Source organism: Wenyingzhuangia sp. IMCC45467 (assembly GCF_054111205.1).
Genome location: NZ_CM134196.1, coordinates 1,909,000 through 1,927,025, shown reverse-complemented (window position 1 = coordinate 1,927,025; position 18,026 = coordinate 1,909,000). Strand labels below are relative to the sequence as shown.

Here is an 18,026-nt window from a genome sequence, read left to right as displayed (position 1 = left end):
ATTCTCATGGAAAACAATAATAATTTATACACAAAAGAAAACGATACGATAAATATCAGAGCTGAAATCGAAAAATATTTAATCCATTGGAAATGGTTTTTAGTTTCTATAATTATCTGTTTGTCTATAGCTGTTTTATATGCAAAGTCTAAGGTAAATATACATGAAACCAAAGCAGCTATATTAATAAAACAAGATGGTGGAGCTTCTTCCGATTTAAAAGTATTTCAAGATTTAACTTCTTTAGGCATGGGGGCAGAAAGCAATGTGTTTGATGAAATAGAAATTTTAAAATCGAGAACCTTAGGAGTAGCAATGGTAAAAAAGTTAAATCTAAATTTTGAAGTTTATCAAGAACAAGGATTAAAGGAGGTTGAGGTTTTTCAAACAATACCGTTTAAACATCAAGTATTATCCAATCAGAATGAATTTTATACATTAGATACAATAGTAGATATTGAAGTTATTAATCAATATAGTTTTAAGTATCAAGTAGAAGAATCGGATGAATGGTTAGAGTCTAATTTTGGTCAAAAACTTAAGTTAGGTGAATATGAGTTTTTATTAGTCCCAACGAATAATGTTTACAGTGTTGATAAAAATAATTTTTATAAAATTACTTTTTCAAATATAGATACTTCTATTGAAAAGTATAAAAAGAGTTTAATTATAACCTCCGTTAATGAAGGATCTAATATCATCTCGTTAACACTAAATCATCCAATAAAAAGTAAAGCTCAATTGGTGCTAAATACATTAGTTAATTTATATAGCCAAATGTCTATAGATGACAAGAATGAAGTGGGGCTTAAAACAGCTGAGTTTATAGATGCTAGATTAACATCTGTTAAGACTGAGTTAGAAGAAGTAGATAGGTTAGAAGAGAGATATAAAAAAAATCAACAAATTACAGATTTAGAATTTCAATCTCAGGTGTTTGTAGACGGCAAATCTGAAAATGAAAAAAGTTTATTTTCTAAAGAGACAGAATTAAGAGTAGTTGATTTTATGATTAAGAATATTGAAAGTCAAAATGATAATTTTGAATTATTACCAGCTAATATAGGTCATAATTCTAGTATGCAATTAAGTGAGTCTGTAATTAATTATAATAAGGTTTTATTAGAAAGAAATAGACTTTTAAGAGATTCTTCTTTGTCTAATCCAGTAGTAATAAGTCTAAATAGTGAACTAGTTAATTTGAGAGAAAATATAAAAAGCTCTTTGAAAAACACTAGAGAACAATTAGAAATATCTTTAAGATCTTTAAAGAACAAAGAAATTGAATATACAAATAAAATAACATCTATACCTCAGCAAGTTAAAGAGTATAGGTCAATTTTAAGAAGACAAGAAATTATTGCGCAATTATATTCATACTTATTACAAAAAAAAGAAGAAAATGAAATATCGATAGCAGTCACGGTGTCAAATGCTAAGGTAATTGATAATGCTTACAGTTCAAAAGGGGCCATTGCTCCCCGAAAACCTATTATAGCTTTGATAGGTTTGTTTATAGGTGTAATTTTTCCTTTTTTGGTAATATATATTAGAGAATTGTTGGACACTAAGTTCCATTCTAGATCTGAGTTAGAAAAATACGTATCAATTCCAATTTTAGGAGATATTCCTTTTGATAAATCAGAAGAAAAGGTAATAATCAAACAAGGGAGTAGGACCAGTTCTGCAGAAGCTTTTAGATTGTTGAGAACGAATTTAGATTTTATCTTGTCAGGAGTAACTGAAAAGTCAAAAGTTATTTTTGTGACTTCAACCATTTCTGGAGAAGGAAAAACTTTTGTGTCTGTAAATACGGCTTCTTCAATAGCATTGACTGGTAAAAAGGTTTTATTAGTCGGAATGGATTTGAGAGCTCCAAAAATCACTCAATATTTAGGATTACCTAACAGAAGTGGGGTAAGTAACTATTTAATAGGTCAAGAAGACAAAATATCAGATTTAGTATTTCCGTTGCCAGGCTATGAAAATTTGGAAATTTTAAGTTCAGGGATTGTTCCTCCTAACCCAGCAGAATTATTACTAAATAAAAGGTTGAATAAAATGTTTGAAGAGTTAAAAGAACAGTATGATTACATTATTGTAGATACAGCACCTGTAAATTTAGTAACTGATACTTTAATGATGAGTAAACATGCTGATATGTTTGTTTATGTAGCTAGAGCTAATTATATTGACAAGCGTATGTTAGAGTTGTCGGAGAAACTTTATAGAGAAAAACGTTTACCAAATATGGCCATGTTAATCAACGGGATGGATCATGAAAGAGTTTATGGATATGGGGTTTATGGATATGGGGGCTATGGATATCCAGATGAGGAAGAAAATAAAAACTTTTTCCAAAGATTGTTTAAAAGATAGTTGCTTGATATAAGCAAAACAATACATTTAAACATCGAATATGGGGCACTGAGCTTGTCGAAGTATGAACATCAAAACAGAAAACCATAACAAACAACTGAGCACAGAGAACTGTTGACTCCAAACAGATTTCGTAATCCTGAACTTGTTTCAGTATCTAGTCCCTAAAAAAGCAAGATAAACTAAGACCAAACTCATGAAAAAGAGATTTTTACTCATACTATTAGTAACTACGTCACTAATTCAAGCTCAAGAAGTACAAAAATCATATTTTCCAAGAACTCTAAACTTAGCAGGGGAGGTAATCAAAACCTCATTTAAAACCATTCCTTCAGATTTTGTCTACATGGGGAAAAATGTATCAGAAGATTGGAGAAGAACAGCTTTGTATACTGGAGTTGTGGGGGCATTAATATTGGTCGATAAACCGGTTACACAGTTTTATCAAGAAGAAATTGAGGATAGAATAGATTATAGTCTTCCAAAAATAACATTGAATATATTTAAGAATAGCATCAATCCTTGGTTAAAAGGAAATGACGCTTATATGAGTTACAGTACTGGGTTAATTTATTTAGGTTCTTTAGTTACGGACTACGAAAAGGGACAGTATGCAGCTGTTAATGCTTTTAAGTCTGTGGTGTATTCAACTTTAATTACTCATGTAGTGTTTAAAACAGTTTTTGGTAGAGCAAGACCTTATGAAAATTTAAAAAATAAAACATCGTCATTTCATCCTGTCACAGACAATCCCTACGATTTTTTTAACTCTAGAGGAGGAGAATATATTTTAAGTGACCCAAGAGGTACAGCTTTGCCATCTTTACATGCGACCGCTTTTTTTGCCATGGCAAAAGTCTTCCAAATGGAATTTGATAATTATTGGATTCCCTATGGTTTCATGGCTGCTGTTTATATGTCAGATATAAGAAGCCATAGACATTGGGTGTCAGACGTTGTTGCTGGAGGAATCATAGGAACAGTAATAGGAAGATCTGTAGTAAGAAGTAGTTGGAAAGCTAGAGGAATACTGCCAAACAAAGAAAATGAAATTTCTTTTCAGTGGATGCCATCAATATCATCTAGATACAATGGTGTAACGCTCGTAGCAACTTTTTAACTGTTTCAGCACCCCAACATCGAATCCCGACCATCGACCATCAAACAAAATCTCAGCCAAATAGTAGAAAAATATATGCTAATTATTTGATTTTAAATGATTTATTTTTATGTTGAAAAAAATACAATTTTTTATCAAAAAAATATTTGCAGAATTGTAAAAACCAACTATATTTGCACCCGCAACGCCGATATAGCTCAGCTGGCTAGAGCAGCTGATTTGTAATCAGCAGGTCGTAGGTTCGAGTCCTATTATCGGCTCTTAAGAGACAACGAAAGTTGTCTCTTTTTTTTTATGATAATATTTCTTTAATAATAATCATTTAGTTTTTCTTTAGTAAAACATGATAACTTTTGAAATAGAGGTAAAAAGTAAACTCAGTAGATAAAGGGTATTCAATTATAAATCATCAATGTTTCTTATAAAATAGTTAATTTTAACTACAAACTACTAACAATTCTAAGCTTGCTAACAAAACAACAAATAGTACTAAAAAGATTCATTGATATTGTTTTATCTACGATAGCTTTATTTTGCCTTGCTTGGTTCATCCTGTTGTTACTAATAGTGATTGGTTTGTTAACAAGAGAAAATAGTTTGTTTATACAACAAAGAGTAGGTCAGTATGGGAATATGTTTAACATAGTTAAAATAAAAACAATTTATAGAAAACAACATTTTAAGTCTTTATCGTCTTTCTTAAGAAAATCTAAATTAGATGAATTACCACAGTTGTGGAATGTTATTATAGGGGATATGAGTTTGGTTGGACCAAGACCTGATATAAAAGGATTTGCAGATCAACTACAAGGGGAAGAACGAAAAATTTTAACTTTAAAACCAGGACTTACTGGGCCAGCTTCTCTGTTTTATCATAATGAGGAAGCGTTGTTAAACAAACAACAAAATAAAGAAGAATACAATAGAGAGGTCATTTGGAAGAAAAAAATAGAATTAAACTTAAATTATCTTCGTTGCTTTAGCTTTAAAAATGATTTTAAGTACATGTATTTAACAATTTTTAGAGTTCTTAAATTTTAAGTCCAAGTAAATTTCGAAACGAATTATAGAACTTAATATAGAAAATGTTTCGTCATGCTGAATTGGTTTCATCATCTCATCCTCAAAAACTACTAAATATAGATATTGAACAATCTGTTCGAAACTTATGAGAAGTAGGTTGAAATAAGTCATCGAGCGAAGACGAGATGCAGTACACAGTATAGGTACAAGTACTTCTTTTTGGTATTATATTACAGGAAATGTTTCGTCATGCTGAACTGGTTTCAGCATTCCATTCTCAAAAAAAACAAAATTATATTTGTCAATGTAAATTTAATTTTTACATTTGCCGTATTATATTACGAACATGAAATTATTTAACGCAAACGGATTTTATTATTTCTTCTTCTTTAGCAGAGAGGGGAGACTTTTCGTGTGTTAATTATATATATAAAGCATAACTAAAAGTCTCGATTTATCGAGACTTTTTTTTTGTCAAAAAAAGAAAAATGAAAATAGCCATTCAGGGAATAAAAGGATCATTTCACCATATTGTAGCCGAAAATTATTTTGGTGAGGAAATTGAGTTAACGGAATGCATGACATTTGGAGAAATGCCAGATCTTTTGTTAAATAATAAGGTAGATTTTTTGGTGATGGCTATTGAAAATTCTATTGCAGGAGCCATCCTTCCAAATTATACATTAATTGATGAGTATGATTTAGCCATTGTTGGGGAATACTATTTAAGAATTAATCATAATCTTATGGTCATAGATGGGCAACAAATAGAAGATATCAAAAAAGTATATTCGCATCCCATGGCTTTGTTACAGTGTAGAAGTTTTTTTAAAAATTATCCACACATAAAATTAATTGAAGATGCCGATACTGCTGAAGTAGCAAAGAGAATTCAAGAAAATCACTTAAAAAAAGTGGGAGCAATAGCAAGTGATAGAGCGGCAGAAATTTATGGTTTAACCATGGTGTCAGAACAAATACAAACCATTAAAAATAATTTTACAAGGTTTGTCATTTTACAAAAAAAAGAGTCTTTAAACAATTTACAAGTAACCAAAGCATCTTTAAAATTTGTGTTAAAAGATGAAAGTGGTTCTTTAGGAGAGGTGTTAATGTTATTGGCCAATCATAAAGTCAATTTATCTAAAATACAGTCTTTACCCATTATAGAAACCCCTTGGGAATATGCTTTTTTTGCAGATTTGGTGTTTGAAGATTATCAGGAGTATAAAAATGCTTTGGTAGATATAAGAGCAAAGGTGTCTAGTTTAAAAATATTAGGAGAATACAAAAACAATAAGTAATGATTGTTTCAATAGCAAATAGATTAGAAGACGTAAAAGAATACTATTTCTCAAAAAAATTAAGAGAAGTAGCAAGCCTAAAAGCAGCGGGAAAACCAATTATTAGTTTAGGAATTGGAAGTCCAGATTTAATGCCAGATGCTAAAGTTTTATCGGCATTAAGTGAGGCAGCTACAGAAAAATCAGCACATGGATATCAATCTTACCAAGGTCTACCAACTCTAAGAGAAGCCATGGTTGCTTTTTATAAAGAAAACTTTAATGTGTCTTTAAATTCTACTACAGAGGTGTTGCCTTTAATGGGGTCTAAAGAGGGAATTATGCACGTGTCTATGGCTTTTTTAAATCCAGGAGATCAAGTATTAGTGCCTAATCCAGGTTATCCAACTTATACATCGGTAACAAAATTGGTAGGGGCAGAACCTGTTTTTTATGATTTAGTTGCAGACAATGATTGGTTGCCAAATTTTGAAGCTTTAGAAAAATTAGATTTATCAAAAGTAAAAATGATGTGGATCAATTATCCACACATGCCAACTGGTGCAACGGCTAAAAATAAAGTATATCAAAATTTAATCACCTTTGCTAAAAAGCATCAAATTTTATTAGTAAACGACAATCCATATAGTTTTGTTTTAAACGATAATCCTGAAAGTATTTTAAATTACAAAGGAGCTAAAGAAGTGGCTTTAGAGTTAAATTCTTTGAGCAAAAGTTTTAACATGGCAGGTTGGAGAGTTGGAATGTTTGTAGGAGCCAAAGAATATTTAGACCAAATACTTAAAGTTAAAAGTAACATGGATTCTGGAATGTTTTACGGAATTCAAAAAGGAGCTATTGAGGCTTTACACTTATCTAAAGATTGGTTTAAAAGCATTAATGAACATTACCACAAACGCAGAGAAATTGTTTATCAAATATTAGACAGTTTAAATTGTGTGTATAATAAAACACATGTTGGAATGTTTGTGTGGGCAAAATTGCCAGAAGGAATTACATCAGAACAAATGACAGATAAAATGTTATACGAAAAAGATGTATTCATTACTCCAGGATCTATTTTTGGTAGTAATGGAGAAGGATATATAAGATTATCCTTATGTGTTTTAGAAGAAAATCTGGAACAAGTTTTAGCTAGGGTTAAAGCATAGATAGAGTATAGATAAAGCATAGATAGAGTATTAAAAATATGTTAGTAACAGTAATTGGTTTAGGGTTAATAGGAGGTTCTTTGGCATTGGAATTAAAGAAGCGTTTGGGCTATACCATCCACGGAATTGATGTTAATGAAACCAATGCTCAAAAAGCATTAGACCTAAATATTGTTGATAAAATAGTAGACTTTAACCAAGTTGCTCACAGTGATGTGGTGGTGTTGGCTGTACCAGTAAATTATTTATCAGATTTGGCAATAAATGTATTAAATACAATTAAAAAAGATGCAATTGTATTTGATATGGGATCTACCAAAGAGAAACTGAGTAAAACAGTTGAAAATCACGAAAAAAGAACTAATTTTGTGGCCGTTCATCCAATAGCGGGTACAGAACATTCTGGACCAGAAGCAGCTATTTATAATCTGTTTGATGATAAGGTAAATATCATTTGCGATAAAGAATTAAGTAGTGAGCAAGCAGTAGATAAAGTATTACAGATTTTTAATGCTTTAAACATGAGAACTATTTTTATGAACAGTGCAGAGCACGATAAGCATATTGCATACGTATCTCACTTATCACACATTAGTTCTTTCATGTTAGGGAAAACTGTATTGGAGAAAGAAAAGAACGAAAAGAATATTTTTGACATGGCAGGTTCTGGTTTTGAATCAACCGTGCGTTTGGCAAAAAGTTCACCCAATATGTGGTCTCCAATTTTTATAGAAAACAAGGAGAATATATTAAGTTCATTAAATGAATATATAGATAATTTAATCACATTTAAGAATTTAATTACAGAAGAAAATAGTGAGGGTTTAAAACAAACAATGTTAGAAACCAATCATATAAAAGAAGTATTAAACGGAATTCAAAAATAAAAGTATATAATTACTAAGATGGAAAACAAAAAAGAATTAAGAACGTGGTTGGATGATATGAAATTAGATCATCCTCTAGTAATTGCTGGACCTTGTAGTGCAGAAACAGAAGAGCAAGTTTTAAAAATTGCTCATGAATTAAAGAATACTGATGTTACTGTATTTAGAGCTGGTGTTTGGAAACCTAGAACAAGACCAGGAGGTTTTGAAGGAGTTGGTGCTGTTGCATTACCATGGTTAAAAAAAGTAAAGCAAGAAACAGGATTGTTAACTGCTGTTGAAGTTGCAAACGTAGCACACGTAAAATTAGCTTTAGAAGCTGATGTAGATATTTTATGGTTAGGTGCTCGTACTACGGTAAACCCATTTGCGGTTCAAGAAGTTGCTGATGCTTTAGAAGGAACTGATAAAATTGTTTTAATTAAAAACCCAATTAACCCAGATTTAGCTTTATGGTTAGGTGGTGTTGAGCGTTTATACAAAGCAAATATTAAAAATTTAGGAGTTATTCACAGAGGGTTCTCTTCATACAAGAAAACTCGTTATAGAAACGTTCCTCAATGGCAATTACCAATTGAATTGAAACGTCAATTCCCAGATTTACCTATCATCAACGATCCATCTCACATTTGTGGAAATAGAACAGGAATCCAAGAAATTTCTCAAATTGCTTTAGATTTGAACTTTGAAGGATTGATGATTGAAACTCACACAACTCCAGATGATGCTTGGTCTGATGCTGCACAGCAAATTACTCCAGCTCGTTTGGTAGAAATTATGAACGATTTAAAAGTTCGTAAACCTAAGGCTGAAGGAGAAACTTTAGATCAATTACAACAGTTAAGAGCTGAGATTGATGTTATTGACAATCACTTAATTGATACTTTAGCAGAGCGTATGAAAGTAGCTGAGCAAATTGGTCAAGTTAAAAAAGCTCAAAACATTTCTGTATTACAAGATGCTAGATGGGGAGAAATCTTAAAATCAGTAATTACAATTGGAGAAAAAGCTGGATTAAGTGAAGATTTTGTTGAGGCTGTATTTAAAGCAATTCACCAAGAATCTATTAACAAACAAGAAGCAATTGTAACTTCTAAGTAATTAGAAATACATGCTGAATATTAAAAAGCGGGAACAATTTTATTTGTTCCCGCTTTTTATTTGTCTATTTTAAGAGATAAATAACTTTTTTAATTTCGGATAGCATAAATAAACAGGAACAACTATTTTTACCATATGAATGGAATTGTTACAAAATCTACGGGGAGTTGGTATTCAGTAAGAACTGATTATGGAGAAATACATCAATGTAGAATTCCAGGAAAGTTTAGAATGAAGGGAATTAAAAGTACCAATCCTATTGCTGTAGGAGATGAGGTTACTTTTGAATTAGAGCCCAAAAAAGAAACAGGAGTTGTTAAAGAAATTCACGAACGCAGAAATTTTATTGTTCGTAAATCTGTAAACTTATCTAAACAAACGCATATCATAGCTTCTAATATTGATATTGCTTTTTTAATTGTAACCCTTCACAATCCAGAAACTACTACTACTTTTATTGATCGATTTTTAGCTACAGCAGAAGCTTATAGTATTAAAACCATTTTATTGTTTAATAAGGTTGATACGCATGACGAAGAAATGGATGAGTATAGAGAGGCTTTTAAATATATTTATAGTAGTATTGGTTATAAGTGTATAGATGTTTCTGCCACCGAAAAAACAAACCTAGACCTTGTTAAAGTAACCATGAAAGACAATGTTAGTTTATTTGCAGGCCATTCAGGTGTTGGGAAATCTACTTTGGTGAATGCTTTAGAACCAACCTTAGATTTAAAAACCAAAGAAATTTCAGAACAACATCAACAAGGCCAGCATACCACAACTTTTGCAGAAATGTATCCTTTGTCTTTTGGAGGCTATATTATAGATACACCAGGAATTAGAGGTTTTGGTGTGGTAGATTTTGATAAGTATCAAGTAACAGATTATTTTCCAGAATTATTTGCCTTAAAATCCGATTGTAAGTTTAATAATTGTTTGCACCTTAATGAACCAAAATGTGCTGTAAAAGATGCTTTGGAAAACGGAGAGATATCAGAAACTAGATATGAAAGTTATCTTCAATTATTAAGCGAAGATGAGGAACATTATAGACAAGATATATTTAAATAATGAGAGTAGTTATTCAGCGAGTTAGTGAAGCATCAGTTACTATTGATCAACAAAAAGTAGCTAAAATAGCTAAAGGATTAGTAGTGTTGGTAGGAATTGTTCCTGAAGATACTCAGGAAGATATTGATTGGCTATGTCAAAAAATCATCAAATTAAGAATTTTTGGAGATGATAAAGGTTTGATGAATTTATCTTTACAAGATATCGATGGAGAGGTAATTGTTGTAAGTCAATTTACATTACATGCCCTTACAAAAAAAGGAAATAGGCCAAGTTATATAAAAGCAGCTAGACCAGAATATGCCATCCCTCTTTACGAAAGTTTTAAAAAACGTTTACAAGAACTGTTAAAGAAAGAAATTCAAAGTGGAGAGTTTGGTGCTGACATGAAAGTTGGTTTAATAAATGATGGACCTGTAACCATTATGATAGACTCTCACAATAAAGAATAGCTATGAGAAAAATATTAAGTGTTTTATTATTCTGCTCATTTTTGAGTTTTTCACAAGAAAAATATGAAGTAGAAAAACTATCGTCTAGAATTCGTATGTCAGGAGAAATTGTAGGAATGCAAGGAGAACCTGATTTAGGTTTTATAGGGCATGGATACGAAATGTTTGGGCTAGTATATAAAGTTCCTGAATGGTATTTTGGAGTAAATTCTTATTCTGCTTTAACAGGTATCAGATCTGGACTTTTTGTTTTTGGAATTAGTACAGGAATTCAAAAACCATTAGTAAAAGACTGGTTGTTTTATGATACAGGTTTTTTTATAGGTGGAGGAGGTGGTAGTGGAGCTGCCGATGGAGGTGGTTTAATGATAAGACCTCATGTAGATTTAGAAGCTTTTGTTACTAAAAAAATATCTTTAAGAGCTGGATTTTCTTTGGTAGATTTTCCTAGTGGAGCTATTCATAGTTTTAATTTTAATGTTGGAGCTACAATTAATATGAATACTTATTTAGCAAATAGTATTAAAACTCTTAAACAAGGAACAAGTACCTCTTTTTTTAATGATATAGAAATAAATGCTCTTTCTAGTAATTTATTTAATTATAAAAAAGGGCCTTTAAAAACAGATGTTACTGTAAATAAAAACGCACCAATCATTTCATTAATAGGAGCAACCGTAAAAAGTGGATATCATCATAATTTTTATGGAATATTAAAATTAGGTGGAGCTTTTATAGGGGAAGTAGATGGGTTTATGATGCTTTTGTCTGGTGTAGGGTATCAGCTACCTATTACAGAATGGATGTCTGTAGATGCTAAAGGTTTACTTGGTGGAGCAGGAGGTGGAAATGTGCAGTTTGGAGGTGGATTTGCAACTCAAATAGAAGCAGGTATAGGTTTTAACTTTTCAGATTATTTGTTAAATGTGAGTTATGGAAATACTTATGCTCCTAATGGAAATTTTAAATCTAATCATTTAGATATTTCTATTGGTAAGAAATTTAAGTTGTATAAAAACCCAGAGATTAGTTCTTCAGAAATTGTAGCCTCTAGTAATTTAAAAAAGGAAAACTTTAGTTTTAGTACCTATAATAGAGCTTATTTTTCTGAAAATAAAAAAGATAAACTAGGAAGGGTTTATGATAAAGTTTTTAATTTAATTGGTTTTGAACTTGAAAAGAAATTAAATAATAGTTTTAGTGTTATTGGAGCAACTGTATGGGCTTATCAAGGAAATTATGGTGCTTATGCAGAAGGTTGGTTAGGGCTTCAGTATTATTATCATTTAAATGATACTTGGAGAGTTACAGCTAAAGGATTATTAGGTGCTGGAGGTGGAGGTGATATTGATTTAGGTAGTGGAATGCTGTATCAATATAGTTTAGGAGTTGAAAAAGAAATTAACAAGCGTTGGAGTTTTATAACCAATTTAGGGCAAGTAAGAGCCGTTAATGGTAATTTTACTCCTGTTTTGTTAGATGTTGGAGTAAAATTAAATATTCATCAACTAGTAAAAAGGTAATTCTAATTATTTGCTGTAAAGATGTTGTTTTACTTAAACACTTAAAAAAGTGTTAAACTCAAAAAAAGTTGGAGAAACAAAATAAGTTTAATTCCAAAAATTCCATACAATTCCTAGTCTAATAGAAAGATCTCTTGCAGGGTTATTAGGCGTTACAAAGTAATTTCTACCTGTTAAAGCAGCAGTTACATTTTCTACTTTAAAATAAATTCTAGTACGTCTTACTTCTCCATTTACAAATACATCAAATGTAGGATAGTCACCAATTTTTGTGTCATTCTGAATGTAAAATTCGTTCAACACAGGGTTAAATTCATTTGCATAATATTTTGTGAAATATTTAAAGGTAATTCCTATTTGTGCCAATAAAGGATCTCCTTTAAAAAAATAGTTTTGATAATATAAAGTATTTCTAGTTACAAATTCAGGAATTCTAAAAACGTCACTACCACGAGCAAGCTTTTGGTACATAATAGTGTTATTTAAGGCAAAATGTCCAAATTTAAATTCGTTATTCACCTTGATTTTTAAATAATCAATTGTTGAGGAATGTTGACTTGCAACACTATTGCTATTGTAATACACGTAATTTTTTATTTGATGAATATAACCATCAACATCAATCCATTTGGTTTTAATATTTCCATAAAGAGTTCTATAAACTATGTTTTCAAAATTTTGGTTCCAGTTAAGGTTGCTAAAATTAGATTGATAGAACATTGTGTTTGTATTAGGAGCAGCTGTTTTTAACTGAATACCAGCCCTTGCTAAAGTGTTGTTTTTGAGCTTAAATCCGGAATTTACGTGTAAATTACTACCAAAATCTCCTCCGCTAATTACTTGTTCTGCATATGCGTTTAAAAAGATTCCTTTCAGTTTTCCGTTCCATGTTGCCCCAGCAGAAGTATAACTAGTAGTATTGTTTCTAGGAATAATTGTGGTATTAACTGTTTTAATACTATCATAAGATTGATTAAAGTTGTAAAGACTGCTAAAAACTTTAAAATTACCTAAAATCCAAGGAGAGTTAAATTTTAAATAAACCTGATTTTCAGTTTCTTTAAAGTTGGTGTTATCATTAGTTGTGCTATTAGCTCTTGTTCCATAAATATTAGCATTGTTATCAAAATACTGAGAGTCACTAGATTCAAAAGTATATTTAGATTTTTCGTAACTAATATGATGACCTATTTTTAAATTGGTTAAATGTTGTTCTAAACTGTCTTTAGAGTTTAAAAGTCTTAATTCGTGTTCGTAATAATATCTAGTTGATTTATATAAACTTTCTGAACTAGATAAATTTACATTTACTCTACTTCTTGAAGAAAAGTCAGGATTATCATTCTTAAATTCCGTAATAGAATTTTCTGTCAATCCTCCATTTTCAAAATTACTATACTTATGTGATGTAATGTGTGTTCTAAATTGATATCTTTTTGTTGGGTTAAAATAGCTGTAAATAAAGCTGTAATTAACATGACTAACTCTTACACGTTGGTAATCTCCCTGAGACCTTAAACCATCGTAATTAATAGCTATATTGTTATGTTTTCCAAAGTTGGTGGTAAATAAAGAGTTAAGGTATTGCCCAGTAAAACCAGATCTATAATTTAAAATTGTAGTAGGTGTTGGAATGTGATAATAATGAACATCTTCTGTTTTTACAAAATCAAATTGTTTTGCTGTAACCCCCAGTTTTGGAGTAATTTTGTTGTTAATAAAATCATATCCAAGTTGATTATAAGTTTGTCCCTGATTGGCAAAAGCAAGCCATTCAAAATCATCTTGATGGGTGAAATTATGAGAGAAATATTTATCTATAGTTAAAGTAGTATCAATTTGTATGGTGTCTAGGTCATAAGTAATCATTTTATAATCAACATACCTACCTCCGTACATGTTTTTAATACTGTCTAAAGGAATGTCTTCAGATTTTTTTTCTTTTTGTATGTTTATGTTGGTTTCTATTATTTCGTTTTCCTGAGAAAATATAGGTAGTACACTTATAAAAACTATCCAAAGGAAGATGTATTTTTTCATATTCAGTAATTGCAATACAAAGGTAATTTTTTTAAACGAATTAGTTTGATTAATATTGGGCAGTACAAGTAGGAATATGGCATTAGCATTAAATTTTTCAGGACATAGTTTAGAAGCTGGAACAGATGAGGCAGGTAGAGGTTGTTTGTCTGGTCCTGTGGTTGCAGCAGCAGTAATTTTACCCAATAATTTTGAACATCCATTATTAAACGATTCTAAAAAGTTAACGGAAAAGCAACGAAAACTATTGTTGCCTATTATAGAAAAAGAAGCAATTGCTTTTGGAGTTTCTTTTGTGTTTCAACAAGAAATAGATGAAATAAATATTTTACAAGCTTCAATTACTGCTATGCATAGGGCTATTGATGAGCTTAAAATAAAACCAACATTTATTATTGTTGATGGAAATAAGTTTAGACACTATAAAAATATACCTAGTGAAACTATTGTTAAGGGTGATGGTAAATATTTGTCTATAGCAGCAGCATCTGTTTTAGCAAAAACGTATAGGGATTTATACATGGAAAAAATTCACGATGATTTTCCTGCTTATAATTGGAAAAAAAACAAAGGATATCCCACCAAAGAGCATAGACAAGCTATTAGAGAAGTTGGGAGTTGTAAACATCACAGGCAAACATTTAAATTATTGCCAGATGAACAGTTAGAATTGTTTAAGTAGTTGTTAATTCCCACTCAAAAAGTTTTCCTAAGTGGTGTAATAACTTTTCCTGAACTTCTTTAATGTCTGTTTTTTTACCTAGTTCAGCTTCCATAGAAGTCACGGCTTTACCTTTAATTCCACAAGGGATAATGTTATCAAAATAACCCAAATCTACATTTACATTTAAAGCAAATCCGTGCATGGTTACCCAACGACTGCTGCGAACACCCATGGCACATATTTTTCTAGCAAAAGGGGTTCCAACATCTAACCAAACACCAGTTTCACCAGAACTTCTGTCAGATTTTATTCCGTACTCTGCTAATGTTAAAATAACCGCTTCTTCTAAAAAACGTAAGTATTTATGGATATCAGTAAAAAAGTTGTCTAAATCAATAATAGGGTAGCCTACAATTTGTCCAGGACCGTGATAAGTAATATCCCCACCTCTGTTACTTTTATAAAAGGTAGCTCCTTTGGCTTCTAATTGTTTTTCGTTTAGTAATAAATTAGAAATATCACCGCTTTTTCCTAAAGTGTATACATGAGGATGTTCTACAAAAATAAAATAATTTTTAGTCGGAATTTCTGTGTTATTCCTCCTGTTATCCATTTTAGATTGAATGATTTCTTGAAACAACTGGTCTTGATAATCCCAAGTTTCTTTGTATCCTTTTTTACCAATATTTTGGTAGGTAACTAGCTTGTTTTTCATTTCTGCTAATTTCTGAATATTCATTGAATTATGCACTACTAATTTTTTAGAATTACTACCTTTAACTTTATAAAAGGAAAGAAGATGTCTATTAAGGTTGTTCATGTTTCAAAAAAATACGGAGATCAAATTGCTTTAAATAATTTAAGTTTTGAGGTTAATAAAGGAGAAGTTGTAGGGTTTTTAGGGCCAAATGGTGCGGGAAAATCAACTTTAATGAAAATGTTAACTGGTTTTTTAACACCAACAGAAGGGGAACTTTATATTAATGAACTTGCTGTAATTCCAAATAAAAAAGAAACGAATAAACATATAGGCTATTTGCCAGAGCACAATCCTTTGTATAAAGATATGTTTGTAAAAGAATATTTAAGATTTATTGCAAATATTCATAAAGTTGATAAAATAGAAATAGACAAAGTAATTGTTAAAACGGGATTAACTCCAGAAGCATCAAAAAAAATACATCAATTATCTAAAGGATATCAACAAAGAGTAGGATTGGCAGCAGCATTAATTCACAATCCAAAAGTGTTGATTTTAGACGAACCTACCACAGGTTTAGATCCTAATCAAATTTTAGAAATTAGAGATTTAATTAAAGAAATTGGGAAAGAAAAAACAGTGCTGTTTTCTACTCATATTATGCAAGAAGTAGAAGCGGTTTGCGATAGAGTAATCATCATCAACAAAGGAAATTTAAAGATAGATGAAAAATTATCAAGTTTAAAAGCAGGGCAACAACAAGTAATTCAAGTTGAATTTGATTTTAAAATAGAAGAACAATTCATACAAAAAATTCCTAATCTTTTTGAATGGAATAATTATCATGATAACGAATGGGAATTAACTTTTAATATTCAAGAAGATCAGCGTTCTAAAATTTTTGATTTTGCTCAAGAACAGGGATTAAAAATATTACAAATGAATACTAAAAATAAAACTTTAGAAAGTTTGTTTAAAGAAGCTACTGTTTAGTGTTATTTAATCAGTTCTAAACTAATAGGGTATTTGTACAATTGACCACCACTTGCATTAATAGTAGCAATTACTACAAAAATAATAGACAATACTCCGAGTATAATAGCCAATGGTATCATAAGAAAAGCTCCTATACCAAAAGTAAATAATGAAAAGACTACAGCACCAGCACCGATAATTAACATGGTTAATTGAAAGTTTAAGGCCGATTTTCCGTGTTCGTTTATAAATTGACTTTCATCTTTTTTTAAAAGCCATATAACCAATGGAACAACAATGGGAAAAAAACTACTTAAAAAAGCTGATAAGTGTAAAACCATAGCTAACGTTTTTTCTGTGCGTGCATCCATCATAACTTTGTTTTTTTGAATATTATTTGTGTATCTTTTCCTTATTGATAAATATACTATGAAACTTACTGTAAAACAATTTAATAGATTTATTTTATTCAAACTACCCTCAGCCTATATTTGTGGAGTTAGGTTGGTAACTTTAAATGATAGTGTTTCTGTGGCAAAGGTGAAGTTTAAGTGGATCAATCAAAACCCTTTTAGATCTATTTACTTTGCTGTATTGGCCATGGCTGCAGAATTGTCTACAGGTACCTTGGTGCTAAAACAAACACAAGAGAGCAATACCAAATTTTCTACCTTGGTAGTAGGTATGAATGCTCAGTTTACCAAAAAAGCAGTAGGGAAAATTCACTTTACTTGTAAAAACGGTATAGAAATTAAGAATCACATCAACACAGCTATTGCCACCAAAGAGGGGGTTGCTTTTACTTTAAATAGCATTGGTGTTGATGAACAAGGTGATGAGGTTGCTAGATTTGAGTTTTCTTGGAGTATTAAAGTTAAAGGGTAATGTCTAATTCCTTTTTTAACAACAATCCATATTTACTTTCTTTAACTTCTGGAGTTAAAGCATCATATATTTGTTTTTTTAGCTTTGGAGTAGCATTGTCCATTCTAGAAATTGCAATATATGGAGCTACGGCATTACTACCGTTATTAATGGCATAGTTAGCGGAAAACAAGTAAATTCTTTTTAAATTTTGATTGTATTTATTATCTAGTTCTGCTATTTTATCCAATGCTCCTTCTTTTTGAGCAATGAATTTTTCTTTAATAATGTCAAGGTTTTGATATTGAATTTGTTTGGTATACTCATCATGTTTGTTTAACAAATCTTGCTGAACAGATCCTGTAATTTTAGCTTTAGATATAAATTTGTTCAATTCTGTTTCTATACTAATGTTTCCAGGCTCACTAAAAAATAATATTTTTCTTGTTAAAGACTTGTCTAGTGAAATAGAAAAAAGATTTGCTTCTTTGATGTCTTCTGAAAAAGTAAAGGTTTCTGTTCCATTATTTACACTTACAGAATCTAGTATTTGAGTACTGTCAATATCAATTTTTTCTAGGTAAATAGTTCCTTTCTTTAACCCAATAATTTTACCTTGGATATTAAAATTTCCTTGTTTTTTTTCTGTACAACTCGCACAAAAGATAATGACTGTTATTAAGTATAGAAAGTTTTTCATGTTGGTAGTTTAAATAAATAAGCCCACTACAAAAGGAGTAGTGGGCTTACAAATATATGATTTTTTTTA

At 30.5% G+C, this 18,026-nt stretch carries 17 protein-coding genes and 1 tRNA gene; 14 read left to right on the top strand and 4 right to left on the bottom strand.

Annotated features, from left to right (window positions below):
- Positions 1–6 precede the first annotated feature (6 nt).
- The 11 genes from ACXGQT_RS08260 to ACXGQT_RS08210 all read left to right on the top strand — a co-directional run bounded on the left by ACXGQT_RS08260 (position 7) and on the right by ACXGQT_RS08210 (position 12,014).
- A complete protein-coding gene (locus ACXGQT_RS08260; protein ID WP_457828124.1) occupies positions 7–2,379 on the top strand; it encodes a GumC family protein in 2,373 nt (790 codons plus the stop codon).
- A gap of 196 nt (positions 2,380–2,575) precedes the next feature.
- On the top strand, positions 2,576–3,499 hold the full coding sequence (locus ACXGQT_RS08255) for a phosphatase PAP2 family protein (protein WP_457828123.1): 924 nt from the start codon (positions 2,576–2,578) through the stop codon (positions 3,497–3,499).
- A gap of 186 nt (positions 3,500–3,685) precedes the next feature.
- Positions 3,686–3,759, top strand: a tRNA-Thr gene (locus ACXGQT_RS08250).
- 205 nt (positions 3,760–3,964) lie between these two features.
- Complete coding sequence (locus ACXGQT_RS08245; protein ID WP_457828122.1) at positions 3,965–4,540, top strand: sugar transferase; 576 nt, start codon at positions 3,965–3,967, stop codon at positions 4,538–4,540.
- Between the two features lie 470 nt (positions 4,541–5,010).
- Entirely contained in the window at positions 5,011–5,826 is an 816-nt protein-coding gene (locus tag ACXGQT_RS08240; RefSeq protein ID WP_457828121.1) for a prephenate dehydratase, read from the top strand.
- A 2-nt stretch (positions 5,827–5,828) separates the two neighbouring features.
- Entirely contained in the window at positions 5,829–6,977 is a 1,149-nt protein-coding gene (locus tag ACXGQT_RS08235; protein WP_457830809.1) for a pyridoxal phosphate-dependent aminotransferase, read from the top strand.
- 38 nt (positions 6,978–7,015) lie between these two features.
- Entirely contained in the window at positions 7,016–7,864 is an 849-nt protein-coding gene (locus tag ACXGQT_RS08230; RefSeq protein ID WP_457828120.1) for a prephenate dehydrogenase, read from the top strand.
- A gap of 18 nt (positions 7,865–7,882) precedes the next feature.
- Positions 7,883–8,965: a chorismate mutase gene (locus tag ACXGQT_RS08225; protein ID WP_457828119.1), complete on the top strand. Its 1,083-nt coding sequence runs from the start codon at positions 7,883–7,885 to the stop codon at positions 8,963–8,965.
- Positions 8,966–9,100: 135 nt separating this feature from the next.
- Positions 9,101–10,039 (top strand): ribosome small subunit-dependent GTPase A, encoded by a 939-nt coding sequence (rsgA, locus tag ACXGQT_RS08220; protein ID WP_457828118.1) that lies wholly within the window; start codon positions 9,101–9,103, stop codon positions 10,037–10,039.
- On the top strand, positions 10,039–10,491 hold the full coding sequence (gene dtd / locus ACXGQT_RS08215) for a D-aminoacyl-tRNA deacylase (protein WP_457828117.1): 453 nt from the start codon (positions 10,039–10,041) through the stop codon (positions 10,489–10,491). The genes rsgA and dtd overlap by 1 nt, the downstream gene beginning before the upstream one ends.
- A gap of 2 nt (positions 10,492–10,493) precedes the next feature.
- Positions 10,494–12,014 (top strand): hypothetical protein, encoded by a 1,521-nt coding sequence (locus ACXGQT_RS08210; RefSeq protein WP_457828116.1) that lies wholly within the window; start codon positions 10,494–10,496, stop codon positions 12,012–12,014.
- Between the two features lie 87 nt (positions 12,015–12,101).
- Here ACXGQT_RS08210 and ACXGQT_RS08205 read toward each other — a convergent pair whose 3' ends face one another.
- Positions 12,102–14,054 (bottom strand): putative porin, encoded by a 1,953-nt coding sequence (locus ACXGQT_RS08205; RefSeq protein ID WP_457828115.1) that lies wholly within the window; start codon positions 14,052–14,054, stop codon positions 12,102–12,104.
- A gap of 76 nt (positions 14,055–14,130) precedes the next feature.
- Here ACXGQT_RS08205 and ACXGQT_RS08200 point away from each other — a divergent pair, with 76 nt between their 5' ends.
- Positions 14,131–14,736: a ribonuclease HII gene (locus ACXGQT_RS08200; RefSeq protein ID WP_457828114.1), complete on the top strand. Its 606-nt coding sequence runs from the start codon at positions 14,131–14,133 to the stop codon at positions 14,734–14,736.
- On the opposite strand, the gene lipB is transcribed toward ACXGQT_RS08200, so the two are convergent.
- Positions 14,729–15,433: a lipoyl(octanoyl) transferase LipB gene (lipB, locus tag ACXGQT_RS08195; protein ID WP_457830808.1), complete on the bottom strand. Its 705-nt coding sequence runs from the start codon at positions 15,431–15,433 to the stop codon at positions 14,729–14,731. The two genes, ACXGQT_RS08200 and lipB, sit on opposite strands and share 8 nt — an antisense overlap.
- An 84-nt stretch (positions 15,434–15,517) precedes the next feature.
- Here lipB and gldA point away from each other — a divergent pair, with 84 nt between their 5' ends.
- Positions 15,518–16,411, top strand: a complete 894-nt coding sequence (gldA, locus tag ACXGQT_RS08190) for a gliding motility-associated ABC transporter ATP-binding subunit GldA (RefSeq protein WP_457828113.1) — start codon at positions 15,518–15,520, stop codon at positions 16,409–16,411.
- A gap of 2 nt (positions 16,412–16,413) precedes the next feature.
- Here gldA and ACXGQT_RS08185 read toward each other — a convergent pair whose 3' ends face one another.
- The gene (locus ACXGQT_RS08185) at positions 16,414–16,764 is read right to left on the bottom strand and encodes a DUF4870 domain-containing protein (protein ID WP_457828112.1); all 351 of its coding nucleotides are present in this window, start codon (positions 16,762–16,764) and stop codon (positions 16,414–16,416) included.
- 58 nt (positions 16,765–16,822) lie between these two features.
- Here ACXGQT_RS08185 and ACXGQT_RS08180 point away from each other — a divergent pair, with 58 nt between their 5' ends.
- Entirely contained in the window at positions 16,823–17,278 is a 456-nt protein-coding gene (locus ACXGQT_RS08180) for a DUF4442 domain-containing protein (protein WP_457828111.1), read from the top strand.
- On the opposite strand, the gene ACXGQT_RS08175 is transcribed toward ACXGQT_RS08180, so the two are convergent.
- On the bottom strand, positions 17,268–17,957 hold the full coding sequence (locus ACXGQT_RS08175) for a DUF4369 domain-containing protein (RefSeq protein WP_457828110.1): 690 nt from the start codon (positions 17,955–17,957) through the stop codon (positions 17,268–17,270). The two genes, ACXGQT_RS08180 and ACXGQT_RS08175, sit on opposite strands and share 11 nt — an antisense overlap.
- Between the last annotated feature and the right edge of the window lie 69 nt (positions 17,958–18,026).